Source organism: Rhodoligotrophos appendicifer, assembly GCF_007474605.1.
GTDB lineage: Bacteria > Pseudomonadota > Alphaproteobacteria > Rhizobiales > Im1 > Rhodoligotrophos > Rhodoligotrophos appendicifer.
The window spans coordinates 295,745-320,000 of sequence record NZ_VHKL01000008.1; the positions used below are offsets into that span (position 1 = coordinate 295,745).

At 54.1% G+C, this 24,256-nt stretch carries 21 protein-coding genes, 2 tRNA genes, 2 rRNA genes and 2 pseudogenes (1 of these 27 only partly in view); 12 read left to right on the forward strand and 15 right to left on the reverse strand.

Annotation, left to right across the window (positions count from 1 at the left end; genetic code table 11):
- Nucleotides 1–30 precede the first annotated feature (30 nt).
- The 6 genes from FKM97_RS18920 to FKM97_RS18945 are packed head-to-tail and all read left to right on the forward strand — an operon-like array spanning nucleotide 31 to nucleotide 4,940.
- A complete protein-coding gene (locus FKM97_RS18920) occupies nucleotides 31–1,239 on the forward strand; it encodes an ABC transporter substrate-binding protein (RefSeq protein WP_170241006.1) in 1,209 nt (402 codons plus the stop codon).
- A gap of 19 nt (nucleotides 1,240–1,258) precedes the next feature.
- Nucleotides 1,259–2,233 (forward strand): YVTN family beta-propeller repeat protein, encoded by a 975-nt coding sequence (locus tag FKM97_RS18925; RefSeq protein ID WP_205015172.1) that lies wholly within the window; start codon nucleotides 1,259–1,261, stop codon nucleotides 2,231–2,233.
- Between the two features lie 26 nt (nucleotides 2,234–2,259).
- Complete coding sequence (locus FKM97_RS18930) at nucleotides 2,260–2,685, forward strand: cupredoxin domain-containing protein (RefSeq protein ID WP_144293983.1); 426 nt, start codon at nucleotides 2,260–2,262, stop codon at nucleotides 2,683–2,685.
- Nucleotides 2,686–2,722: 37 nt separating this feature from the next.
- Entirely contained in the window at nucleotides 2,723–3,481 is a 759-nt protein-coding gene (locus tag FKM97_RS18935; protein WP_144293984.1) for an ABC transporter ATP-binding protein, read from the forward strand.
- Nucleotides 3,478–4,332, forward strand: coding sequence for an ABC transporter permease (locus tag FKM97_RS18940; protein WP_144293985.1), 855 nt, complete (start codon nucleotides 3,478–3,480; stop codon nucleotides 4,330–4,332). Before FKM97_RS18935 ends, FKM97_RS18940 begins: the two co-directional genes overlap by 4 nt.
- A complete protein-coding gene (locus FKM97_RS18945; RefSeq protein ID WP_144293986.1) occupies nucleotides 4,329–4,940 on the forward strand; it encodes a hypothetical protein in 612 nt (203 codons plus the stop codon). Before FKM97_RS18940 ends, FKM97_RS18945 begins: the two co-directional genes overlap by 4 nt.
- Nucleotides 4,941–4,960: 20 nt before the next feature.
- On the opposite strand, the gene FKM97_RS18950 is transcribed toward FKM97_RS18945, so the two are convergent.
- From FKM97_RS18950 to FKM97_RS18965, 4 genes are all read right to left on the reverse strand, one after another.
- Nucleotides 4,961–5,752, reverse strand: a complete 792-nt coding sequence (locus FKM97_RS18950) for a substrate-binding domain-containing protein (protein WP_246105165.1) — start codon at nucleotides 5,750–5,752, stop codon at nucleotides 4,961–4,963.
- A gap of 73 nt (nucleotides 5,753–5,825) precedes the next feature.
- On the reverse strand, nucleotides 5,826–6,335 hold the full coding sequence (locus tag FKM97_RS18955; RefSeq protein WP_144293988.1) for a c-type cytochrome, methanol metabolism-related: 510 nt from the start codon (nucleotides 6,333–6,335) through the stop codon (nucleotides 5,826–5,828).
- A gap of 71 nt (nucleotides 6,336–6,406) precedes the next feature.
- Nucleotides 6,407–8,221, reverse strand: a complete 1,815-nt coding sequence (gene xoxF5, locus FKM97_RS18960) for a lanthanide-dependent methanol dehydrogenase XoxF5 (RefSeq protein WP_144293989.1) — start codon at nucleotides 8,219–8,221, stop codon at nucleotides 6,407–6,409.
- Nucleotides 8,222–8,565: 344 nt separating this feature from the next.
- Entirely contained in the window at nucleotides 8,566–9,645 is a 1,080-nt protein-coding gene (locus tag FKM97_RS18965) for a hydantoinase/oxoprolinase family protein (protein WP_246105161.1), read from the reverse strand.
- On the opposite strand from FKM97_RS18965, the gene FKM97_RS18970 reads away from it, so the two are divergent.
- Nucleotides 9,635–10,336: a HisA/HisF-related TIM barrel protein gene (locus FKM97_RS18970; RefSeq protein ID WP_170241007.1), complete on the forward strand. Its 702-nt coding sequence runs from the start codon at nucleotides 9,635–9,637 to the stop codon at nucleotides 10,334–10,336. The genes FKM97_RS18965 and FKM97_RS18970 overlap by 11 nt on opposite strands.
- A 40-nt stretch (nucleotides 10,337–10,376) precedes the next feature.
- On the opposite strand, the gene FKM97_RS26755 is transcribed toward FKM97_RS18970, so the two are convergent.
- The 6 genes and pseudogenes from FKM97_RS26755 to FKM97_RS26760 form a co-directional block, all read right to left on the reverse strand.
- On the reverse strand, nucleotides 10,377–10,730 hold the full coding sequence (locus FKM97_RS26755) for a hypothetical protein (RefSeq protein WP_144293992.1): 354 nt from the start codon (nucleotides 10,728–10,730) through the stop codon (nucleotides 10,377–10,379).
- A 2-nt stretch (nucleotides 10,731–10,732) separates the two neighbouring features.
- On the reverse strand, nucleotides 10,733–11,851 hold the full coding sequence (gene pqqE, locus FKM97_RS18980; protein ID WP_144293993.1) for a pyrroloquinoline quinone biosynthesis protein PqqE: 1,119 nt from the start codon (nucleotides 11,849–11,851) through the stop codon (nucleotides 10,733–10,735).
- A pseudogene (gene pqqC, locus FKM97_RS18990) lies at nucleotides 11,848–12,865 on the reverse strand (pyrroloquinoline-quinone synthase PqqC). Before pqqC ends, pqqE begins: the two are co-directional and overlap by 4 nt.
- Nucleotides 12,862–13,764 carry a pyrroloquinoline quinone biosynthesis protein PqqB gene (pqqB, locus tag FKM97_RS18995; protein ID WP_144293996.1) on the reverse strand — a complete coding sequence of 301 codons (903 nt, stop codon included), beginning with the start codon at nucleotides 13,762–13,764 and terminating at the stop codon, nucleotides 12,862–12,864. Before pqqB ends, pqqC begins: the two are co-directional and overlap by 4 nt.
- Before the next feature lie 31 nt (nucleotides 13,765–13,795).
- On the reverse strand, nucleotides 13,796–13,873 hold the full coding sequence (gene pqqA / locus FKM97_RS27250; protein WP_144294038.1) for a pyrroloquinoline quinone precursor peptide PqqA: 78 nt from the start codon (nucleotides 13,871–13,873) through the stop codon (nucleotides 13,796–13,798).
- A 287-nt stretch (nucleotides 13,874–14,160) separates the two neighbouring features.
- Nucleotides 14,161–14,637: pseudogene (locus FKM97_RS26760) on the reverse strand (cell wall hydrolase); the annotation flags it as partial.
- 335 nt (nucleotides 14,638–14,972) lie between these two features.
- On the opposite strand from FKM97_RS26760, the gene FKM97_RS19010 reads away from it, so the two are divergent.
- The 5 genes from FKM97_RS19010 (at nucleotide 14,973) to FKM97_RS19030 (ending at nucleotide 19,155) form a co-directional block, all read left to right on the forward strand.
- A tRNA-Leu gene (locus FKM97_RS19010) sits at nucleotides 14,973–15,057 on the forward strand.
- A gap of 526 nt (nucleotides 15,058–15,583) precedes the next feature.
- On the forward strand, nucleotides 15,584–16,417 hold the full coding sequence (locus tag FKM97_RS19015) for a class I fructose-bisphosphate aldolase (protein WP_144293997.1): 834 nt from the start codon (nucleotides 15,584–15,586) through the stop codon (nucleotides 16,415–16,417).
- A gap of 1 nt (nucleotide 16,418) precedes the next feature.
- Nucleotides 16,419–17,000 (forward strand): D-lyxose/D-mannose family sugar isomerase, encoded by a 582-nt coding sequence (locus FKM97_RS19020; protein WP_144293998.1) that lies wholly within the window; start codon nucleotides 16,419–16,421, stop codon nucleotides 16,998–17,000.
- A complete protein-coding gene (locus tag FKM97_RS19025) occupies nucleotides 16,997–17,671 on the forward strand; it encodes an HAD family hydrolase (protein WP_144293999.1) in 675 nt (224 codons plus the stop codon). Before FKM97_RS19020 ends, FKM97_RS19025 begins: the two co-directional genes overlap by 4 nt.
- A 53-nt stretch (nucleotides 17,672–17,724) precedes the next feature.
- Entirely contained in the window at nucleotides 17,725–19,155 is a 1,431-nt protein-coding gene (locus tag FKM97_RS19030; protein WP_170241008.1) for an FAD-dependent oxidoreductase, read from the forward strand.
- Here FKM97_RS19030 and FKM97_RS19035 read toward each other — a convergent pair.
- From FKM97_RS19035 to FKM97_RS19055, 5 genes are all read right to left on the reverse strand, one after another.
- Nucleotides 19,141–20,328, reverse strand: coding sequence for an MFS transporter (locus tag FKM97_RS19035; RefSeq protein WP_144294001.1), 1,188 nt, complete (start codon nucleotides 20,326–20,328; stop codon nucleotides 19,141–19,143). The two genes, FKM97_RS19030 and FKM97_RS19035, sit on opposite strands and share 15 nt — an antisense overlap.
- 533 nt (nucleotides 20,329–20,861) lie before the next feature.
- Nucleotides 20,862–22,361, reverse strand: coding sequence for an aldehyde dehydrogenase family protein (locus tag FKM97_RS19040; protein WP_144294002.1), 1,500 nt, complete (start codon nucleotides 22,359–22,361; stop codon nucleotides 20,862–20,864).
- A 303-nt stretch (nucleotides 22,362–22,664) separates the two neighbouring features.
- A tRNA-Met gene (locus FKM97_RS19045) sits at nucleotides 22,665–22,741 on the reverse strand.
- A 94-nt stretch (nucleotides 22,742–22,835) separates the two neighbouring features.
- Nucleotides 22,836–22,950, reverse strand: a 5S ribosomal RNA gene (rrf, locus tag FKM97_RS19050).
- A 70-nt stretch (nucleotides 22,951–23,020) separates the two neighbouring features.
- Nucleotides 23,021–24,256, reverse strand: a 23S ribosomal RNA gene (locus tag FKM97_RS19055) (it continues 1,515 nt past the right edge of the window).

Genomic DNA, 24,256 nt, shown 5'->3' on the forward strand with positions numbered 1-24,256 from the left:
GAGGCTGATCATGTCATGGCGGGAGGTTTCATGCCAGGACGAGTGTGCCGTTTCGCATGGAAGCTCTGTCTTATCGCGCTCATCATGTTTGGCCCCTCGGTCACGCTCGGCAGCGCTGACCCTCTTTCCATCAAAATCGGGTCCATCCGGCTCGTCGAGAACGAACTGACTCTCTCGATCGTTGAAAAAGCGCCGGAGAATGACGGCTTTGCCGGCGCCGAGTTGGGGATCGCCGACAACAATACGACGGGCAAATTTCTCAATCAGACCTTCGAATTTGTCGATATCCCCCTCAAATCCGGAGACAACCCCCTCCCAGCGCTACAGACGCTCACCGAGGCGGGGATAAAATTCATTCTGGTCGATTTGCCTCCCGAGCAGGTCCTGGCCGTCAGCGACGCCGCCCAAGGCAGCGGCACCACCATCTTCAATGTCGGCTCGAGCGATGACTCGCTCCGGGAAGAGAATTGCCGGAGCAACGTGCTGCACATTGCTCCCAGCCGGACGATGCTCGCCGACGGGCTTGCCCAGTACCTGGTCCTGAAACGATGGACACGCTGGTATCTGGTTTTCGGCTCTCATCCGGAAGACCGACTCTGGGCAGATGCCCTCCGGCGCGCCGCCGACCGTTTCGGCGCCAAGGTCGTCGGCGAAAAGATGTTCGAGGATACGGGGGGCGCCCGGCGCACCGACACCGGACAAGTGCAGGTTCAGAACCAGATCTCGACCTTCACTCAGGACGCCCAGGATTATGACGTCATGATTGCAGCAGATGAGAACAATGTTTTCGCTACGTATCTTCCCTATCGAACCTGGGAAGCGCGTCCCGTCGCCGGGTCTGCCGGGCTGGTGCCATCGAGCTGGCATGCGGCCCATGAACAATGGGCGGCCATGCAGATCCAGAACCGCTTTGCAGCGAAGTTCCCGCGTAGGATGCGGCCAAAAGACATACAGTTCTGGACCGCCGTTCGCATCGTGGGCGAAGCAGCCAGCCGCAAGAACAGCGGCGACCCCCATGTTCTCATCGACTATATCCAGTCGCCAGATTTTTCGATCGCCGCGTTCAAAGGGCAAAAGCTCACCTTCAGAGATTGGAACTGGCAGCTTCGGCAGCCGATCCTCCTCGGTGACGGCGTCGCCGCAATCGCTGTTTCGCCGCAAGAAGGCTTCCTTCACGAGACTTCCACTCTCGACACTCTGGGTATCGACCGCCCAGAAACGGCCTGCGCACTAAAATAACAAGGGGAGGACGACCGCCATGAAAACTTTAATGGCGCCATTGGTGGGACTGGCCTTCGCGTATCTCACACTAAGCCCAGCCAACGCGTACATGATTTATATTTCAAATGAGCGCGACAATACCGTCAGCATCATCGACTCTGGCACTATGGAGGTGACGAAGACAATCAAAGTCGGGCAACGCCCGCGTGGAATTACTATGACCAAAGATGGTCAATTTCTGCTGGTCTGCGCGAGCGATGACGATACTGTCGAGGTCATCGACCCGAAAACAGGTGAAATCGTCGGGACACTCCCCTCAGGTCCGGATCCCGAGCTGTTCGTTTTGCACCCCTCTGGCAATCCTCTCTACATCGCTAATGAGGACGACAACCTCGTTACCGTGATCGACCTCGATAAACGTACCGTGATCGCCGAAATTACCGTTGGCGTTGAGCCGGAAGGCATGGCGGTTTCTCCTGACGGGAAGACTGTCGTGAATACTTCGGAAACGACAAACATGGCTCACTTCATCAATGTTGAGACAAACGAAATTACCCACAACGTCCTCGTCGATTCTCGGCCTCGATTTGCCGAATTCAAGTCGGACAGTTCGCAATTGTGGGTATCGGCAGAGATCGGCGGGACGGTCAGCGTCATTGATAACAAAACCAGGGAAGTCATCAAAAAGATCAGCTTCGAGATCCCTGGCATCCGTGTCGAGGCCATCCAGCCCGTAGGTGTGAGAATTACGAAAGATAGAAAGAAAGCCTTTGTCGCTCTCGGCCCCGCCAATCGGATCGCGGTGGTCAATGGAGAAACCTACGAAGTAGAGAAATACATCTTAGTGGGACAACGCGTGTGGCAGCTGGCCTTTTCCCCTGATGAAAAGTTGCTTTTCACCACCAACGGAAATTCCAATGACATCACCGTCATTGATGTGGAGAGCCTAGAGCCGATCCAGTCGATCGCCGTAGGGCAGCAGCCTTGGGGCGTAGCAGTCTCACCAGAATGAAAAATTATAGAGGGAGCATACCCACCATGAAGTCGCTGGTTCTAGGTTCACTGGCCTTATTCGCTGTTTCGACCCCGTGCGCATTGGCTGAGGGCTATCTCGCAGCCAAGGCAATCGAATTGGGCGACCTCATCCTTGGCACTGACGACCTTGGCTTTGGCGTATCACATCAGAACTATGACATTGAAACGGGCAAGTCCTACAGCTTGACGATTTCCTCCAGTGGAAAGCAGGAGTGCGCCTGGATCGCTCCGGAGTTCTTCAATTTCGTTTGGCTTCGCAAAGTTGAAGCTGGAGAGGTGGAGATTAAGGCCACGCATCTTTATGAACTGGAGTTCGAGGAAGAGGGCGAGGCTAGCATATTCTTCGTGCCAATCCGCCCCGGGACGTTCGAGTGGAGTTGCAGAGGATTGGAAAGTCGAGGAATGAAAGGAACTTTCACCGTTAAGTAGCTCCGACGTGAATGGCGAAATACGAGGGCGTGATGGATTGCTGGCGCTGGAAGTGGCGCGGCTGAACTATTCCTATGGCTCGCGACAGGCACTGGCAGACGTCACATTTTCCGTCCCTGCAGGATCCTTTGCGATCCTGTTAGGGCCGAATGGCGCTGGTAAATCGACCTTATTTTCCCTAATCACACGCCTCTACACCGCTCGCAGTGGCTTCCTCAGAGTCTTTGGCTTTGATGTGAACCAGACGCCGCGCGAGGCCCTTGCCATGTTGGGTGTGGTTTTTCAGTCCAGAACACTCGATCCTGATCTTTCGGTTCTGCAGAACCTAACCTATCATGCCGCTCTTCATGGTATCGGATCGCGGGACGGAAGAGAGCGCGCAGCCGAAATTCTCGAACGGTTCGGCCTGTCAGCACGTGCTGATAGCAAGGTCAGGACGCTGTCTGGCGGACAGATGCGCCGCGTAGAGATCGTGCGCGCATTGCTTCACACCCCCCAGCTTCTACTCCTGGACGAACCAACGGTGGGCCTAGATGTTACGTCGCGCGGAGACCTTCTCCGGCACGTCCGACAGCTTGTTTCGCAAGACAATATCGGCGCTCTGTGGGCTACGCATTTGATTGACGAGGTCTCTCCGACGGATTTGGTCATCATCTTGCACGAAGGGCGCGTCCTTGCCCAAGATTTTGCGAGCCGGATCGTCCTGGCAGCTAATGCTTCAGATATCCGAGAAGCTTTTCTTCTTCTTACTGCCGCCGATTCAACGCAAAATACCAGCTTGGCAGTCGATCAATGAAAGGTGCTGTGGCGAGATCCCGGGGTCCACGGGAGTTGACTCTCCGCCATTATCTCATCTGCCTGTTTGGGATTATGCGCCGGGAAGCCCTTCGCTTTACCCATCAGCGCGAGCGTTTTTTCGCCGCTCTGGTTCGCCCATTGCTATGGCTGTTTATTTTTGCTGCCGGATTCCGGCAAGTCCTCGGTGTGTCTATCATACCCCCGTACAAGACATACATTCTCTACGAGGTCTTCATCGTCCCCGGACTGATTGCAATGATCCAGCTGTTCAACGGAATGCAATCGTCGCTCTCCATGGTGTATGACCGGGAGACAGGCCATATGAGGACGCTTCTCGTCAGCCCCTTTCCCCGGTGGTTCTTACTTACCGCGAAGCTGCTTTCTGGAGTGACCGTATCCATCATTCAAGTCTATGTTTTCTTGGCGATTGCTTTGCTCTGGGACATAAAAGTGCCGACCCTCGGCTATCTCGCTGTACTACCAGCCCTTGTTCTGGCTGGGCTTATGCTTGGCGCCTTCGGATTGTTGCTTTCTTCCTTGGTCAAGCAGCTTGAGAATTTTTCGGGGGTCATGAACTTCGTCATTTTCCCTATATTTTTCGCGTCGTCTGCTCTTTATCCTCTCTGGCGAATCCGTGAGGCCAGCCCAATCCTTTTCCAGATCTGTCAATGGAATCCATTCACCCATGCAGTCGAACTCATTCGGTTCGCGCTTTATCTGCAGATCAATTGGTTTTCACTTGGTATTGTCGTTGGCTGCACTGTCACATTTCTGGGAAGTGCCTTCATTGCCTATGATCCCTCACGAGGTCTTTTGGGGCGACGTGGTGTCCAAGGAACAGCAGTATGAAAATGTTGCAAGTCGTCTCCCTCCTGCTTCTGGCATCAACAGCCGGACTGGCATGCGCTAATGCAAGCAGTTCTACTGACTGGCCTTGTGTGCAGCGAAGGGTGCCGGAAATCACATTGGCGACGGTGTGGTCAGGGCCGGAATTAGCTCAAGATTCTCTGAAGTTGCTTGACGACCCAGAGATTAATGAGGTGGTTGAGAGGATCGCGTCGCGTCGGACCAATTTTGAGGAGGCACGTAAGATTATCCTAGATTTTAAGGATCGCGTCAAAGGACGCGAGCGGCAAGTTCTTCCTGCCTTGATGGTCGGAGTTGTTGAGAATTTAAATCGCGAGCGGAGTGCGGTCATAGAAGGAATTGAGCGTTATGCCCGCCGTCAAGAGGAGCTTGCAGACAAAATCCGTGCCCAGAGTTCAAAAGTCGACCACGATCGTTCGGCATCCAGAATTAGTTCAGAAGGATCCACGGAGGAGGAGGAACTTCTTTGGGAAACACGTGTTTTTGAGGATCGGCAAAGATCACTCACCGCCGTCTGCGAAGTTCCCGTCCTGATAGACCAGCGTTTATTTCAATTAGCCAGGATAATTCACGGCGCTATAACAAACTGACAATTAACCAAATTTCCTCGTTATCTAGACATTTTGTTGTCTTTCTCATCAAGAAGAGGAACATCAAAAGAGTGAAGTATGGAGTTTATCTCGTTCTGATTCTCTCGTATAATCTTATTTAAGGTGCGCTTCCATTCTTGGTCGGACGGGCGCACCCCCATGGTAATCCGGTAGATCATCCTTGGCCCGGTTGTTTCCTTAGTAAGAGGAACTACTTTGAGAGCGGGTTCTTCGGCAGCGAAATGCGCCGCTAGAGGTCCCCAAAGAATTCCTACATCTATTTCACCAGATCGAATGTCATCCGTCATCATCTTGGAGGATGAAATCAGACGCGTATCGACCATAAGGGGATAGGGGCGCACTTGCGGCATCAAACCCGCTGCTGCGAGGTTTGAAGCAGGTGGAGTACCTGCAACCACGCCAATCCGCTTGTCGCGCAAACCGGGATCCTCAAGCGTCACAATGTCGTCCAAGCCTCGTCCGGACTTAAAGACCAATGCATAAGCCGTCCGATAATAGGCATTGGTATTCTGGACAAGTTCATCGCCTTGAGGATAACCAATGATGATGTCACAGCGATGAGCTCCTAGAGTCCTCCGAACAAATCCAGTCACCATTGGGAACCAGATATAGGAAACTGATTTTCGCCCTAATTTCGGAGCCAAAAACTCTGCGATCTTATTTTCAAATCCCTCCCCTTTATCGTTTGAGAAGGGTAAGTTGTTTGGATCGGCACAGACGCGGAGAGTATCAGGATCCACAAGCTCAATGCGCATTCCCAAACCTGATTTCTGGGAGAATGCGCATTGCATTGGGGCGAGGACGACTGCAACCGCAGCAATGAGACTCGTCCCAAAAACATTGAATCTATTAAGATACATGTTGTCAGCTTCCCAGGCAGGCGTTCTCTGCTTCTCGTGTCGCCTCCGTCTTATCTTCCCGCTTCGCAGGACGACCGCGAGGAAGATCACCTTGCGCCCTTGCTCGCAGGTAAACATAGATGTCGTCCAGATAACACATCACGTTCTGATTCAAACCGAAGGCGGGCATGACGCTGTGCTGGGCTGCGTTGTTAACTTGCCGTCCATTGACGACAATTTCCGTAAAGTCTCCGTAATTCAAAGTTTTCATCGAAGTGGCCAAAGCAGGCGCGTAGCTCGAACCCGCCCCGTCAGGGCCATGGCAGACGTGACACTCAGAATGGTACCGCCTGAACCCTGAGTAAGTGAACCAGTCTACAGTGCCATCTGCCTGTATTCTGAACGTTGGGTCGCCCTCTGAATCGAAGTATTTTCCATCCGTTTCTGAAATAGACGCAGGATCGCCAGGCGGCTCTGCCAATGCCGCGGTCAAGGACGCAAGCATTAGAACCGCGGCCCATGAAAAAGTCCGCATACATTCCTCTTTGCTCAGTTTTTAGGAGATCAAAAATGGAAAAGGGGGCACTTAGGGTGCCCCCTTGATGGTCAATCCGGAATTGCAAATACTGTCAGCTGGCCGCCCAAAGCCGTATAGTTCGAAAGGCTGGCATACCCGCCTACCGCTCCCAAACCGGCTTGTGGGTCAGTCAACCCAGCTGCCAAACCAATTCCGGCCCATCCGCCAATACCGGACAGAACTGCAACATATTGCTTACCGTCGTACTCATAGGTGGTGACGTTACCTATGATGCCAGATGGGGTTTTGAACTTGTAAAGCTCTTTTCCATCCTTGGGATCGACTGCCTTGAGATACCCCTCAAGCGTTCCGTAGAACACCACACCACCTGCTGTCGCGAGCGCTCCCGACCAAACGGAGAACTGCTCAGGCTTCGACCAAACGATCTCGCCTTTGCCTGCATCCCAAGCAATAAAGTTGCCCATGCCGCCGTGGCTTCCTGGTGCGGGATACATACTCAAAGTGGCGCCCACGTAGGGCTGACCTGCCGTATAACTCACTCTAAAGGGTTCGTAGTCCATACAGACGTGGTTCGTCGGCACGAAAAAGAGCTTTGAGCCCGGATCAAAAGCTGCAGGCTGCTGATCTTTCGTACCTAGCGCGGCTGGGCACACGCCAGTGGTATTGGTGTCCTCGCCGTTATGTTGCGTGGAATACTTTGCGACCACGGCGGGACGCCCATAATTCTTGCTATTCCTATCCATATCCACGCCCGCGGTCCAATTGACCGCGGGGTCATACTTCTCTGCAACAAGCAGTTCGCCAGTCTCGCGATCCATTGTGTAAGCGAGACCATTTCGATCAAAATGAACCAAGGCCTGATGCTTTGTGCCGTTCACATCGAAATCATCCACTAGGATCATTTCATTGACGCCATCAAAATCCCATTCGTCATGGGGCGTCATCTGGTAAACCCACTTGGCCATTCCCGTATCTGCGTCGCGGGCGAATATCGTCATTGACCAAGCGTTGTCGCCGGGGCGTTGACTTGGATTCCACGTTGACGGGTTGCCTGTACCGTAAAAAACTAAGTTGAGCTTAGGGTCGTAAGAGAACCAGCCCCAGGTGGTACCGCCACCGATCTTCCACTGGTCCCCTTCCCACGTCGACGTCCCGCTATCCTTACCAACTGCTTTGCCGAGATGCGTTGTTTTTTCCGGATCCATCAGGGTATCGCTGTCCGGTCCCATCGAATAGCCACGCCAAACCAGCTTTCCATCCGCCAGATTATAGGCCGTCATGTGCCCACGAACGCCAAATTCACCACCCGAGATGCCGATCAAGACCTTGTCTTTGACCACCAGCGGAGTAGCGGTCCCCGTCTCGCCCTTGGAAGGATCTCCGTTCTTGACCGACCAAACGACTTGGCCAGTCTTTGCATCTAGTGCAACAACTGTCGTGTCTGCTTGATGGAGAATAATCTTACCATCTCCGTAAGCGACACCACGATTAACCGTGTCACAACACATTACAGGGATGACATTGGGATCTTGCTTCGGCTCATAGCGCCACTTGATAGTTCCCTCCTTAGACAGGTCTAGAGCATAGACAGTGTTAGGAAAGGGAGTATGGACATACATCGTGTCGCCAAAAATCAGCGGTCCACCTTCGTGCCCTCTCAAGACACCCGTCGAGAAAGTCCATGCCACCTGCAGTTTTCCGACGTTCTCTTTATTGATTTCATTGAGACTAGAATATCGGTGATTTGCATAATTTCCCGACTGCATCGCCCAGACTTTAGGGTCTTCAGTCATCTTTACTAATTCATCATTAGCTAAAGCTGCGGATGACAGGCCTGAGGCCAGAGCACCTAAGCCAAATGCCAAGGCCAAAAATTTGCGCATGTTTCTTCCTCCCTCGACTGTCGTCGATTTCATCCAGGTCCGACGCCATGCTGCAGGCGCAGCCCGCACAGACGGATCTTAGTATGGGAAGGGTTTCCGGCAGCGTGTCACGACCTCAGCGAGGTACTCGGGGCACCGATATGAGCACCCCACCTGGCCTGCGAAGAAATGTCAGCGCTCCCAAACAACTGACGCTCTTGAAGCCGGAAACCAAATAAATTCTAAGATGGATTTCCGGCGCTGGCAACAAGTTGATTTATCTGCATTGCAGTAAAACTTCGATAATTAATATTGCATCGCAGCAGATATTTTCTGTTCGTTGCAATTGTGATCATGCCTATGAACTAGCCCGCCCTCGATCCGTCCATCAGCATCGCCACCGCGGCTGCGGGCGCGCAAGCGCTTGCCCATTGTTTGTGTTGCTCCTCGCAGACCACCAAGTCTCCAAACTGAACGAATTGCACTCCCAGAGCGGAACTCAGGCGTCGCACTACAGGAAGTCCAATTCCAGCACCCACAATAGGTCCTTCTTGCGCCTCACCGAATCTCGAACGGCTCAGAGCGGCGGCGTCAACGAGCATTCGCAACTGACTTTCAGCGAACCATAAAGCAAGATCTCTGGCCTGTAGTTCAGTTAGATCCGAAGCATCCCTACCTATCATTCTCGAAAGCCGCTGAACAGAAGCAGAGATACTCTTTTCTCTGTTGTCCGCTGTTTGATGTTGGTCCACGGCCTCATCAAGTTGTCCCAATATTCTATAAATATCCGAAGTTGTTGCAAAATGCTCGTTCATCAAAGCGGTCCACTGCCCGGCAAACGGCGCCTTCTGGCAAATTGACATCAGAAAGCTTCTTGTAAAGCCCGTATAAACTAGCTCACCACTGGTCAAACGGTCGGCATCTGTATAGCCATTGTTCATACACTGACCACCCATAACGGTTATCAGATCAGTAGTCGTGGATCCCATGTCGACGAACAATGCACGTGGAATTTTTTTTGCTACATAACTTGCGCTTGCATGCCAATTTGCGGAGGCTATCTCATGCACGCATCTTCTCGCAGAAGAGGCATCAACAAACCCCGCCGGTCCCGCATAGAATTTCGTATTCTCTCTTCCCATTAAAGAGGCCAATATCTCTGATAACTGAACGACTCCCTCCGCCCGGCTGGGAAATATGTCAGATAGCTCTCCCGTCATCGTGATAACATTGACATCTGACGAGCCAATTAGTTTCCTGGCACTTTCCAACGCTCGATCAAGCTGCTCCAGGCCCTTCCACAAGGGGCAAAGAATTTGTACGACTTCCCGCACAACTCCATTCTCGACGCGTGCAGCCTTGACATGCGCACCTCCAACGTCCCATCCAATTATGGTCACCATCTCTCCGACACTCGTTCGTTTCGATCCGGCAATGAAGATCATCCCCGTCGTCGATTTAAAAAACTCTCTGGTCGTGCATGCACGGCGCGGCGACCGTGGCCATTACCGGCCGATTGGGAGCCGACTTAGCGCCTCTGCAAAACCTTTGGATGTTATTGCTGGGCTACTGGGCTTCTATCCATTCAAAGAGATATACATTGCCGATCTGGATGCCATTACCACCCAGGGGCAAAACGATGAGGAGATAAGAGAAATTCTTCTTCATCATCCCGATTTGGAGGTCTGGCTCGACCAAGGCCCAAGGCACATAATCGACGGACCGCCACCTCCACCTGCCCCTCGCTTACGAAATATATTTGCGAGCGAGAGCATGAATGACTGCCATGATTTTAGGCGAGTTAGCAGCAGTCGGGGGTCAATTCTATCATTAGATTTTATTGGAGATAAATTTTTGGGTCCGGAAGGATTACTGGAGGACGAATCTTGGTGGCCTAACACGGTAATTGTAATGTCTCTCTCTCTCGTGGGAAGCGGAATGGGCCCTGATTTCGGCCGCCTCGACTCCATACTTGAGAGAGCCGGCAATCGAAATATCGTTGCCGCAGGCGGCGTCCGACATCAACTAGACCTCAAACTCTTGGCTGAACGCGGAATTTCAGGAGTCCTTATGGCGACGGCCATTCATGAGGGAACAATCACAAGCGAAGAGTTACAAGCAGTAAGCGAGAGATAATCACGATCTCGATCCGCATCGAACATTTGCTAAGTGCGGGTTAGAAGCACCGCACCTCAGCTTCTGCCTGACTTCTGCGCAGATTATCTATGGCAGCTTTTGCAGGCTCGCTTGACCTGAACAGAACGCCCTTTTCTCCCGAAATCTGCCCCATCTGCAGAAAAGTTTCGGCGCTAACATATTGCTCATAACTTAAAAGGGAGGCGATTATGTCGATTGAACAGGAGCATTTTTCGAGCATTTGTATATTTTCGCCGTTTGCCTTCATACATGCAAAAACGTAATCAGCGCGCGCAGCCGTTGGGTAATCGTTCAATGTTGCGCCGAGGCCAGGAACACCAGGAAGCGCAACCAGTATGGCGCAACACAAAGATCGCAGTGAACTTATTCCCATGCTCAAGCCTCAGATTCTTTTATCTTCTTAGCAAATTCGCGATACTGATAATCGAGAGTCGATGCAACAGAATCACTCTCTGCGAGGGCGACAAGCGTCGGGTTGAACTTGGAAAGATGACATGCGGGATCAGCCTCTCTAGCGGATCCCGTAATTGATAAAGCTTGGCAACGGCAGCCACCCCAGTCAATTTCGCGCCTTGCGCAGGTTGAACATGGCTCACGCATCCAGCCTGTTCCGCGGAAGGCTGAAAAGGCAGGAGATCGCTCCCAAATGTCAGACAGCGGATAGTCAATCACACTCCAAAATTCTAACTCCTTGATTGTTTCTGCAGCGTGACATGGCAAGACCTTGCCCACAGGCGTGACATTCAGAGACTGCCGTCCCCACCCCCCCATACAAGGCTTTGGGTACCTGGCATAATAATCAGGGACGACTGCATCAATAACGATAACGCCCTTGTACTCAGCCCGCAGGCGTTCAACGACTTGAACGGCCTCAATGGTCTGCTCCCTTGTTGGCATCAAGGCATCTCGATTTTTCAGTGCCCATCCATAATATTGCGCATGAGCAATCTCTATGCGCCTCGCCCCAAGCGAAACAGCTAAACCAACAAACTCCTCAATTTTATCTATGTTACGCCTATGAATTACTGTATTTATAGTGAGTGGCAATTCAAGATCTATGACGCCCTTGGCGAAACCAAGCTTTTGATGATGGGATCCCTTGAGACCACTAATTACGTCGGCAACCTCATCTCTCGTGTCCTGCATTGATAACTGAACATGATCTAAGCCAGCCATTGCCAAAGCTTCTAATTTAACAATGTCAACGGAAATCCCTGATGTGATCAAATTAGTATAAAGGCCTACTGCATGGCAATGGGCGACGATTATCTCCAAATCGCTTCTTGATGTGGGCTCTCCACCCGACAAGTGCACATGAATCACCCCAATTTCCGCCGCTTCTGAGAACACCCTGCACCATGTCTTTGTATCGATTTCCTTACTTCTTCTGTCTAAATCCAAGGGATTCGAGCAATAGGGACATCTCAGCGGACATCGATGAGTGAGCTCGGCAAGCATTCCTGTAGGAGGCGCCACTGGACTCTTCAATCTCATAGTTCCAAAACTCTCTTTTTACTTAAATCTAATAGAAACTCCACAACATCTGTCGAAATCATATCCCGCTCGCAGGAAAACTGCTGCGCCAGTTCCTCGATAATTGTGTTCAAAGAAGATTTTCCGTCACATCTTTTCAATATTTCAAGAGCGATTGAATCTGGCTTCAGAATTCGCTCTGGCGCCAATAGCACCCAGTTTTCTCGGATGGCATCATACTTAAGACGCACTCCCCTAAGAAGCCTAGGGGTCGCATCTCCAGATATGGACTGATCACTCATTGTCTAGTCTTGAATCGAAGGCACCTGGAGGAACGAAACCAGGATTCACATACGCATAGTATAGTGCATCCAGTTGAGCCCACAGGACGCTACACTTAAAGTATAGTGCGTTTATAACCGCTTCTTGCTGATCCGGCCGGCAAGCATTTTCTCTTACATAATTCAGAGCAAAACTTGCATCCCTTGGCGCCTGGACGAGACGCTTCTCGAAATAAGCAAGGGTCATTTCAGAAATAAACGGGTAGCTTGCCAGCATTCCAGAGACGCGAGCTTGTATGATGGAGGGGGCAAACATCTCGGTCAGAGAAGACGCAATCGCCTCCAAGAGACTCTGCTCCTTAACGAAATTCACGTAGGCTTCGACAGCAAACCGGGTGCCGGGCAGAATTCCAGCCGTCGAGCGAACATATTCAGGGTCAAGATCAAGGCCGGATGTCAGAACCAACCAGCGGGCAATTCCACCATCGCCGTTTTCGACACCATCATGGTCAACAAGGCGCTGCCTCCATTCACGCCTCAACGCCGGATCGGACATGCGGGCGAGAATCGCAGCGTCCTTGCACGGAATCATCGATTGATAATAATAGCGGTTCAAGGCCCAGGCCCGAACTTGATTTCGATTAAGCTCCCCCGAATGAAGCAACTTATGAAATGGATGCAAATGATGATACCGGCATTCTCCTATACCCCGGAGCTTTTCTTCAAGTTGATCTGGAGAAAGAAGTTCTATCAAAACATTATCTCCATACCATCATAAGATATTTTCCAGCCTTTCATTTCGACATGATTCCGCTCCGGCGACCCATCGATCAGAACTGGATTTGTATTATTGATATGAGTATAAATTTTTCTCTTTATATCCAAGTCTGACAGTTCGGCGAGAGATCCTGCGACCCCCGAGATTGAGATATGCCCCATCCTCTCCCCAGTCTTTGTGCCAACACCTTCGATCAACAGCTCCTCGTCGGACCACAAAGTGCCATCAAATAAAAGAACGTCACTGCCCATTAATCTGCGTTTGAGTTCAGAGGGTACGGCAGCACAACCAGGAATGTAATGTGCAGTCCTTCCTCTCACGGAAAGCCTGACGCCAACCGTTGCCTCCACTCTGGAGGCACTCTTATGTCTTTCTTCGTAAAGCGGAACCTTACCTGGAACTTCAAACAGTTCAAAAGCCAAGTCACCAGGGAGGCTTACTTCCTTTCCCAGACGGACAGGCACCCTCGTCACAAGTGAAGAACTCAACGCCGAGAACATTGAGTTCTCGGCGAGTGACTTTAGAATTCTTGAAGTCGCGTAGATTTCAAAGGCCTGGAGTTCGCGCATACTTAGCAGACCCACTGTGTGATCAATGTCACCGTTCGTTAGAACGACGGCCGATATGGGCGAATGTCTAAGTCCTGTAACCGGCCGCAAAAAAGGTGAACGAAGAACCTGCGCACGAAGATCCGGGGAGCAATTAAGTAAGAGCCAATTCTCCCCGTCACCAGTCACGGCAATTGAAGACTGAGTTCGCTCAATAACTCGCGGGTCGCCTGCCCAGTACAGGGAACAGACGGTGCAACGACAGTTCCATTGCGGAGATCCACCGCCCGCCGCAGAACCGAGGATTACAATACGAGACCGGGACACCTAAGTGTCCCGGCTTACGCTTGTATCTGCCTCAGAGTTCGGCTGGAAAGTAATCGTTAATTTCCAAGCCAATGCAGATCTCTTCGATTACAGGCTTTCTCCAGAACATGGATCGTCTCCTGTTACGCTAAAGCGTCGCATTGGTGCCCTGCCTATAGGCTAGCATGGCAGGTAGGACGTTGCCAGTTAGAAGATTGGTGGCGATGACATTGATTGCCAGTCACGTTTCCTTGATGGTTCAGTCAGCCTCAAGTCCAAGTTGCGGAACTGAGACTGGCTCCGAGAGGGCTGTTTGCAGTTGTCGCATCGCTTTTGAGCACGATCTCAATGTCAGAATTTCGTTGAGCCCCCCGACACGGGCATGATCAAATCCTCGATGGTTTGAGGCTGTTCATTTGGATTTTCCTCGGCCGGTGGCCTTAAGTTCCGTCGCTTTTCATAGAAAGCGTTCCCGCCAGCGAGGGCCACGTAGAACATGTTGCTATAGGGATAACGAAGTCCTGCGGTATGAAAGAACATTGCCTTGCCGACAGTTTCGTGACGCGCACCTGCGAGTACTTCATTCGCAATGCGCTGCACTTTAGGAAGATCCGAGGTCCGCATCGACTTTGAGAGTACCCCTTGTGCAAACTGGTTCTTTTGCCCGACCACTCCGCAAATTGTATTCGGGAACGCGGGAGATTTTACTCGGTTCATTACCACTGTACCGACAGCGAGCATACCATCCTCGCTAGAGCGGTTGGATTCAAAATACACAGCGCGCATCAGACACTCACGCTCATCAGCGACGCTCGAGTGAACAACCGTGCCCGCCTCGTAGAACGGACGGCCACTGCACGCTGTTATCTGCACTGACACAAGAAGGACCCCCATCAGTTTCCAGCCCAAGGCACCACCGGCTCGCAAACGCACACCTCAATTTTTACCGCAGCCTTGGTTAAACCGTGAACTTGATTTCTAAAGGCCTAACGAGAGCTAAGAACTGCAAAATTGATTTGGTACCCGCCCCCCCCCGGAGCCACTCGCCGTTTTTCACCGTGCTTCACAGGGCAGGTTTCCAAAGGCACCATGAATGAGATGATCTGAACTATCACTTCCCACAGGCTTCCTTTGACCAAAGGCCGAAATTTTTTAAACTTCGGACTTCGATTTTCGCTTGGCTTGCAGTATAGCCTTCGAAGCGCGGCGGGAATGAAGACTGCGCAGTTGCGGGTGTGGTGGAACTGGTAGACGCGCCGGACTCAAAATCCGGTTCCGAAAGGAGTGTCGGTTCGATTCCGACCACCCGCACCAGTCCCGTCGGGATATGCCACTACGGGAGCCGGTTGACTCAACGAGAGATGCAGGGATTGGCTATCTCCAGAGTCTGGCCTCGCAAATCATCGGCGGCAGTGTTTTACCCTCCACGCCCTTGCAATTAAGTCTGACGTTCCCCGACGCGGCAGGGTTTGTCTTCTCAGAAACGCGGTAGGATCCCCTCCCTCCCTGTTAGTCGATACCGATGGCATGGTGATGCAGTGCCGGTACTGTCGGAAATGCCCAAGACAAAGATAACCGAGGTCGCTGCCATATGATCAGTTTGGGAAGAATTTGCTGCCTCCGATCCGCGTCTTCCTGGACCATATCAGCTGGGCCACTCTACACACAGGCGTCATAAAGAATTTACAACGGCGAGGACGCCCGGCTGTATCAATGTAGCCTTAGAATTTTGTAGCGGTCGCCTCGTTCCCTCGTTACTCCTAACGCCCAACACATTCTTGCCATGATCTTTTGGGGCGGAATGTCTTGGGGTTCTGGCTCCTGGGGGATCGGGGATAGTATGGAAAAGTTTCGTCTTCAGCGGTTGTTTCATTCGGACTCGCGACGCACTCTGATCGTGGCAATCGACCACGCTTTGTTCAACAATTCGGCGTTCCTTCCTGGAATTGAGAACATGGGAGCAAGCGTGAAGAAGGTCGCCGAAGCTGAGGCCGACGGAGTGTTGCTCTCCGTCGGCGAGGCGCCACATCTCCAGCGGCTCGCAGGTCGAAGCAAACCGGGCTTGTTGCTCCGGGTGGATCCGGCCAATTTCTACAATGACATTGCACCGGTCTCGCGCCTGCATTGCCGGGCATTCGAGAACGCGGTGGAGATCGCGCTGCGCCTGGATGCCGCCTGCATTCTTCTCAACCTCTTACAGATTGATGACCATCCGGAGATGTTGAACCAGTGCGTGGAAAACATCCTCCTTGTTAAGAATGATTGCGATCGTTATGGCATGCCGATGGCCATCGAGCCGCTGTCCTTCAAGAAGAGCAAGGACGGCTATGTCGGCGATGGGGATCCGAAACGAGTGACCACGCTGGCGCGCATGGCGGCCGAACTCGGCGCCGACCTTATTAAGACCGATGCCACCGAACCGGAGGAGGAGTTCCATCGCGTTATCGAGGCCGCTTCGGGCGTTCCCGTTACGGTTCGCGGCGGCAGCAAGGCGTCCGACCGCGAGGTGCTCGAGCACACCGAGCGGCTGGTCGCTCAAGGTGTCGCCGGGCTGATTTACGGGCGCAACATCATCCAGCACGAGAATCCTGCCGCCATGACCAGCGCCCTCCAGGCGGTGCTGCATCATGGCAAATCCGCCGAGGAAGCCCTGGAACAGCTGGCGGCAGGCTGAAATGAAGCAGAGCGAGGTCAATCGTCTGTGCCGCGAAGCCGATGACTGTCTGCGTCGGCGGGGCTGGGCGCTGCCGCCGAACGCTGAATTCGCCGCCACCGACTTTGGCCTCGGCGACTACCGGTCGGCGGGGCTGGTCGAGGTGCTGCTCGCCAACGAGCCCGAATATTGCGAGAAGATCATGTATGCCGCCGTGAACATGTCGACGCCGGCGCACACCCACGGCAAGAAGAAGGAAGACATCATCTGCCGGTCGGGCGAGCTCCGGCTGACCCTTTGGAATGCCAATCCAACACTTTATACCCCAAGCGGCTCGGTGTCGGTGCAGATTAACCGGCAGCTGCGCATCATGCCGTCGGGAGAAGCCTTTCTACTCAAACCTGGGGAGCGCATCACCCTGACGCCCGGGATATGGCACGCATTTGCGCCGTCTGCCCCGGATACGCTCATCGGCGAGGTCAGCACTTGGTGCGACGAGGCTACAGATAACTTCTTCGCCGATCCGAAGGTCGACATCTTTCACGCCATCGAGCCTGACGAGGCCCCGAAATTCGGTGGTTTCTCTGCGGAGGCGACTCCATGAAGCAGCGTCCCCATGCCCTCATCTTCGACATGGATGGATTGCTCCTAGATACCGAGGGCGTCTACAAGCGGTCTTGGACAGTTGCAGCTGCAGGCTTGGGCTACGACTTGACCGACACGTTGTATCTGTCCCTTATCGGCATCACCATCGCCGACTGCGAAAAATGCCTAGTCGAGAGTTTCGGGCAGGATTTTCCGCTGGAACAGTTCCGCGCGGATGCGCGCAGCCGTTATGAGGATATTGTCCTCGCCGAAGGCATTCCGCTGAAGCCGGGCGTGTGCACACTGCTCGACTGGGCAGCCGTATTGGACCTTCCCTGCGGCATCGGCACATCAACCGTCACCGAGGAGGCACGCCACCGGCTAAAGCATCATGGTATTCTTGATCACTTTGCCGCCGTCATCGGCGGCGATCAGGTCATTCACGGCAAGCCCGATCCCGAAATCTATCTGAAGGTCGCGCAAGCCCTAAAGCAAGAGCCGGAACATTGCCTTGTGTTCGAGGACGCTCATAGCGGGGTTCGCGCAGCCCGCGCGGCAGGCATGTCCGTAGCCCTGATCCCCGACCTTCTGCCTTCGACGGAGGAGATCGCCGCGTTGACCTGCGGTGTCTTCGTCTCGCTTGACGGCACGGCCGACTGGCTGAAGACGCTTCCTGCTGGTCGTCCATGAGGCCGGGTCTCATCGGCCGCATCGCGCGTCGAGTCGGAGCTGCGTCCGACACAGTGACCCGTCGCCAATTCCTGCAGGGAACGGCGGCGGCCGGTGCCGGCTTGATGCTGAGCGGGAGCTTCGCCCAAAGCAAGATAGCTGCGTCAACACCGCACGTTATCGTTATCGGCGCAGGTTTCGCTGGCCTGAGCTGCGGATTTCAGCTGCAAAATGCCGGTGCCCGGGTCACCGTGCTAGAGGCCAGAAACCGGGTTGGCGGCCGCGTCCTATCCCTACATGATTTCATTGAAGGACGAGTGGTCGAAGGCGGCGCGGAGCTCATCGGCTCAAATCATCCGACTTGGATGGCCTATGGCGAGCATTTCGGCCTTGAGTTTCGCGATGTCACCGAGCCGCAGATTGACAAGGCGCCCATCATCCTCCGGGGCAAGAGATATGCGGGCGAAGAACTGAAGGAGCTTTGGGAACAACTTGAGCAGGCTCTGTCCCACTTGAACGCCGATGCTCGTAAAATCAACTTGGATCGGCCTTGGGAAACGCCCGATGCCGCGCGTCTGGATCGCAGCAGCCTGGCCTCGGCGTTTGCCTCATGGGATCTGGACGATGCAGCACGCCATGGTGCTTTGACCCTCCTGGCCAATGACGATGCATCCTGGCCAGGGCGCAGCAGCTATCTCGCGACCCTCTCCTGCATCGCCGGCGGGGGGCACGAAAATTTCTGGACCGAAACCGAGGTATTCCGTTGCGTTGGCGGCAATCAGCAGATGGCTTTCAAACTGGCGGAAGCGATCGGAGATGATCACATTCGCATCGGAGCGCCGGTCACCCACATCCGGCTTGGCGGATCCGGAGTCACCATAGAGCTGGCCGACGGGACGGCCGTCGAAGGCGACCTGGTCGTTCTGACCGTTCCGCCCAGCGCCTGGAACACTTTCGAAATCGATCCCCCGCTTCCGGCGGGATATCAGCCTTCCACCGGCCCCGCCGTAAAATATCTCTCTAAAGTGTCGCACGCCTTCTGGGAGCAGGCGGGGCTCCTGCCCAACGCATTGACCGACACGCCTGTCGGAGAGACGTGGGAAGGCACAGACGGGCAACGGTCGAATGCGGAGGAGCCCGCCTGTCTCAGTGTTTTTTCTGGTGGTCAGGCAGCTCAGGATTGTCTGGATTTTGCGGAGGTGGAGCGAAGCCAAAAGCTCCAAGGCTACCTAGAGGCGATCTATCCCGGCTATGCCTCCAGCGTCGAGAAGACCATGTTCATGGGCTGGCCGAACGAAAAATGGACCCAGTGCGGATATTGTTCGCCGGGATTGGGAGAGGTTACATCCGTCTACCCGAACCTGGCGAAGGGCTTCGAGGAGCGCCTGTTCTTCGCCGGGGAATATACCAGCCTTTTGTTCACCGGCTATATGGAGGGCGGCCTCAACAGTGGCGCCAAGTTGGCGAAGCAGTTGACGACCTTACTGGGCCTACGCGCTGAGTAGTTTTCTCGTGCGCTGAGCGCCGATGAATAGGAGTCCGACCAGGGGCAACATGAGCAAGGGAGCGATTGCAGACGTGGCGAGACCCCATCGCAAGTCATGCAGATCGCCGACCACTCCCACGATCCAGGGCATGAGAATGCCGCCGGCATTGCCCAACGCCGCCAAGGCGGCAAACATGCTGGCGCCGCCATCGGGATAGCGGTCGGCAGTGACAGCCAGCATGGTAGGCCATAAGCTGCTTCCCGCGAAACCAGAGGCGATGCAGGCCAGTAGCGCCCAGGCCGGATTGTCCAAAAACGCACCCAGGAGAAACAGCACGACCGAGGCGGCACTCCCCACTGCCATAACGGCATAGGGATTTGCCCGGTGCTCCAGAGCGCCCACCACCATCCGCCCCAGAGCCATGGCGATCGAGAAGAACAGCAGCCCGCCGCCGGCCACCACGGGCGAAAAGCCGAGCGATGTCTCGGCATAGGCCGGCAGCCACTGAGCCATGCCGAGCTCGGTTGCACCACCAAGAAAGATGGCGACCAGGGCCGCCAAAAACCAAGGCCGACGACACAGGCCTGCCATCGGTGTACGTCCACCTTCCGTGACCATTTCGGGAAAGCGTAACGGCAGAAACCCCATCACAAGTCCGAAAGGCAGCACGATCGCCAGCCAGCACACGGCACGCCAATCGATACCCAAGGCCAGCGCCGTCGTGCAGATCAGGATCGTAACCACCGCACCCACGCAATAATACGAGTGCAGCCAGTTCATCGCCGCCGTCCGCCGGTCGGGATTGAGCGCGGCCACGACCGGGCTCAATATCATGTCCAGCATTCCTGCTCCTAGCCCGAGCACGAAGACCATGATCAACAGCATCTGGTAACTGTCGGATAATGCCATCCCAACCAAACCGATAGCCGTCAGCAGGTTTGCCAGCAATGCAAACGGTTTTGCCCCGTACCGGTCGGCTAGCGGTCCTGTAACGAGGATGCCACAGACTAGTCCGGCAAAGGTTACAGCGCCCAGCCGGCCCAATGCTTCCCGGCTGAGTGGGTCGTCACCACCAAAACTGGTGCCGATGTTTACCAGAAACACGGGCAATAGATTAAGGCCGACCGCTAGGCACATCATAGCGGCATAACACAATGTGGTGAGCAGCGCGGGCCGTACATCGGTCGTCATCGAGCTCGCCACCAAAGTTGTGAACGTTTCAGGACCAACTAACATAGAGCGTCCTAGCAGGACATACTTGAGTACGCGTTGCTGGTCAGCTCATCGGTTGAGTTTCCTGCGATACGCCCTTGTCACCGTAGGTTGTCGAGAGGTACGCCCTGTCGTCTTTTGCCAAACCATCTGAATCCTGTGCGAGCAGTTGAAGTTCGGGCAAGAACCAATCAGCCTATGGTAAACCTCCTCGCCGCTGGTGCAGAGGAGGCTAACAAGGCAAAGTTAGAGCTCGAATTCTCGAAAGTTCAACAACAACTTGCCGAGTCTTCTCCAGGCGAGAAGCCGGCTTCATAGGGCGCCTGACGTTCCCTCGTGATCAGCGTCAGCCTCTTGACATCGAAAATGACTGGCCATTCCGTCGCGTGCATATGAAGCTTTGGAACGCCGCAGACGCATTTCACCGCTGCAACGCGTATCTAGGCCATCGTAATATGATACGGTCCCCTCGCCTACAGCCTGCTAATGAGGTCTAGTTTCCGGTCGTCCCTTTACAGTGCAACAATCACAGATTTGACTTCAGTATAGAGATGCAGGCCTTCGTGGCCTTTTTCCCGGCCCCAGCCAGATTCTTTAAATCCACCCGTGGGGATGGCGGCGTCGGTTGACCCGTGGACGTTCACCCCGATGCGACCGGCGCGGATACGGCGCGCCATTTTATGAGCGGTCGAGAGATCACGAGTCCAAATGCTGCCGGCAAGGCCATAGATCGAATCGTTCGCCTGTTTGGCTATACGATCGAGATCGTCGTCATCGAAACTCATCGCACAGAGCACCGGGCCGAAGATCTCCTCGCGCACCACAGACATCTCAGGATTGGTATCGGTTAGAATGGTGGGTTCGAGAAAGTAACCCTCATCGCCGACACGGCCACCACCCGCCGCCACCGTGGCCCCGGCCGCTCTGCCTTGTTCGATATAATCCGACACACGCTCCATTTGAACCTGGGAAATAACGGGACCCATCTGCGTGCCGTCGTTCAAGCCATGACCGACGCGTATCTTAGACGCCTGTTCCGCGATACCCTCGACTACTCGGTCAAAGACCTTCTTGTGCGCAAAAAGTCGCGAGCCCGCCGTACAAACCTGACCACTGTTTGCGAAGATCCCCTGTGTCACGCCAGGTACAGCTACAGACATATCCGCGTCAGGGAAAACGATGACTGGGGACTTGCCACCGAGCTCGAGTGATACTTTCTTAAGATTCCCCGCTGCCGCTTTGACGATGATGCGGCCGACCTCGCTAGAGCCGGTGAAGGCTACCTTATCTATCCCCGGATGGGCAGCGATGGCAGCGCCGGCAGTGTGACCGAAGCCGGTTACGATGTTAACGACGCCATCTGGGATACCCACCTCTTGAATCAGTTCGCCAAGACGCAAAGCCGTCAGCGGAGTTTGCTCCGCGGGCTTCAGGACGACTGTGCAACCCGTGGCAAGCGCCGGCGCAAGCTTCCAAGTGGCCATCGCCAAGGGGCCGTTCCAGGGGATGATTTGACCCACCACACCAATCGGCTCGCGTACTGTAAACGTGTGATAAGTGCCCGGGGTCGAGATGCTCAGCGTCTCACCCGTGATTTTCGTGGCCCAACCGGCCATGTAGCGGAACAAGTCAGCACTTAAAGGCACATCACTGTTCCTGGCGGTGGAGAGCGACTTGCCGTTGTTCAAGGCTTCAAGTTCGGCGATCTCGTCAGCGTTCTGCTCGAGGAGATCCGCCAACCTCCAGATCATCTTACCTCGATCGCTGGGCGTGATGCGACCCCACGGTCCGTTCTCAAAGGCCTCACGTGCTGCATTCACGGCGAGATCGATATCACCGGCATCACCTTCTGCAACCCGAGCAATTACCCGACCCGTTCCCGGATCATAAGTATCGAAGACTTTTCCAGAGCGCGCCGGAAGCCACTTGCCGCCGATCAGCAACTTATGCTCACGAGCCAGAAAGGCAGCAGCCTTCTTTCCAAGGCGGGGATGGATAAAAAGCTGGTTCATTGTGGCCTCTGCTGTGTAGCCCTGGCAGATAGTTGAACGGTTTCACTGTAAGACATTCGGACCCGAAAGGGCTCTTATCACTCGGATACAAGCGCCGTCTAAACGTTTCACACTCGTTTGTAAAACACCTCGGACAAGAAACGAATCTGCGCACCTTGAAATTGCTCGCCCCGTACTGGCCAACCCGAAATGGTCGAGCGTCATCATACTGGGCTAGGGAACCGCGCCAAAGACTCGAGCAGCAACGAGCTAAAATACGAAAAAACTCCGTAGCTGATGCTACGGAGTTTTTGCTGTGATCAGTGGTTGCGGGGACAGGATTTGAACCTGTGACCTTCAGGTTATGAGCCTGACGAGCTACCGGGCTGCTCCACCCCGCGTTAAAAGCCACGAATGGTAATTGTCTTGGACTTTTAATCTAAGCGCCAAAACCCATTATGAAGAAGGATTTTTCAGAAGTTCTGTTCTTTGCAGGCCCGGCAGTGACCGACTCTCCCGCGTCTTAAGACGAAGTACCATTGGCGCAGAGGCGTTTAACGGCCGAGTTCGGGATGGGATCGGGTGTGGACACCTCGCTATGGCCACCGGGCCGGCGAAGAACAGAAGATTTGCAAACTGAGCGCGCTCTGCGCGATATTTGATGATTGGTGAAAATGAGAGCGATCAAGCCGATCGAGCTATTAGTACCGGTAAGCTGCATGCGTTGCCGCACTTCCACACCCGGCCTATCAACGTGGTGGTCTACCACGGCTCTCAAGGGAAGCCTCGTTTTGAGGTGGGTTTCCCGCTTAGATGCCTTCAGCGGTTATCCCGTCCGCACATAGCTACCCTGCTGTGCCGCTGGCGCGACAACAGGTCCACCAGAGGTGCGTCCATCCCGGTCCTCTCGTACTAGGGACAGATCCTCTCAAGCTTCCTACACCCACGGCAGATAGGGACCGAACTGTCTCACGACGTTCTAAACCCAGCTCACGTACCACTTTAAACGGCGAACAGCCGTACCCTTGGGACCTGCTCCAGCCCCAGGATGTGATGAGCCGACATCGAGGTGCCAAACGATTCCGTCGATATGGACTCTTGGGAATCATCAGCCTGTTATCCCCGGCGTACCTTTTATCCGTTGAGCGATGGCCCTTCCACGCGGGACCACCGGATCACTATGACCGACTTTCGTCTCTGCTTGACTTGTCAGTCTCGCAGTCAGGCGGGCTTATGCCATTGCACTCAGCGACTGATTTCCGACCAGTCTGAGCCCACCATCGCGCGCCTCCGTTACTCTTTGGGAGGCGACCGCCCCAGTCAAACTACCCACCATACACTGTCTCGGACCCGGATAACGGGCCGCGGTTAGACATCCATGACAACAAGGGTGGTATTTCAATGATGGCTCCACCATGGCTAGCGCCACAGCTTCAAAGCCTCCCACCTATGCTACACATGTCAACACGAATGCCAGTGTAAAGCTATAGTAAAGGTGCACGGGGTCTTTCCGTCTGACCGCAGGAACCCCGCATCTTCACGGGGAATTCAATTTCACTGAGTCGATGCTGGAGACAGCGGGGAAGTCGTTACGCCATTCGTGCAGGTCGGAACTTACCCGACAAGGAATTTCGCTACCTTAGGACCGTTATAGTTACGGCCGCCGTTTACTGGGGCTTCGATTCAAAGCTTGCACCTCTCCTCTTAACCTTCCAGCACCGGGCAGGCGTCAGACCCTATACGTCGTCTTGCGACTTCGCAGAGCCCTGTGTTTTTAGTAAACAGTCGCCACCCCCTAGTTTGTGCCCCCCGCACATGGTTGCCCATATACGGGGCCTCCTTCTCCCGAAGTTACGGAGGCAATTTGCCGAGTTCCTTCAGCATCGTTCTCTCAAGCGCCTTGGTATACTCTACCA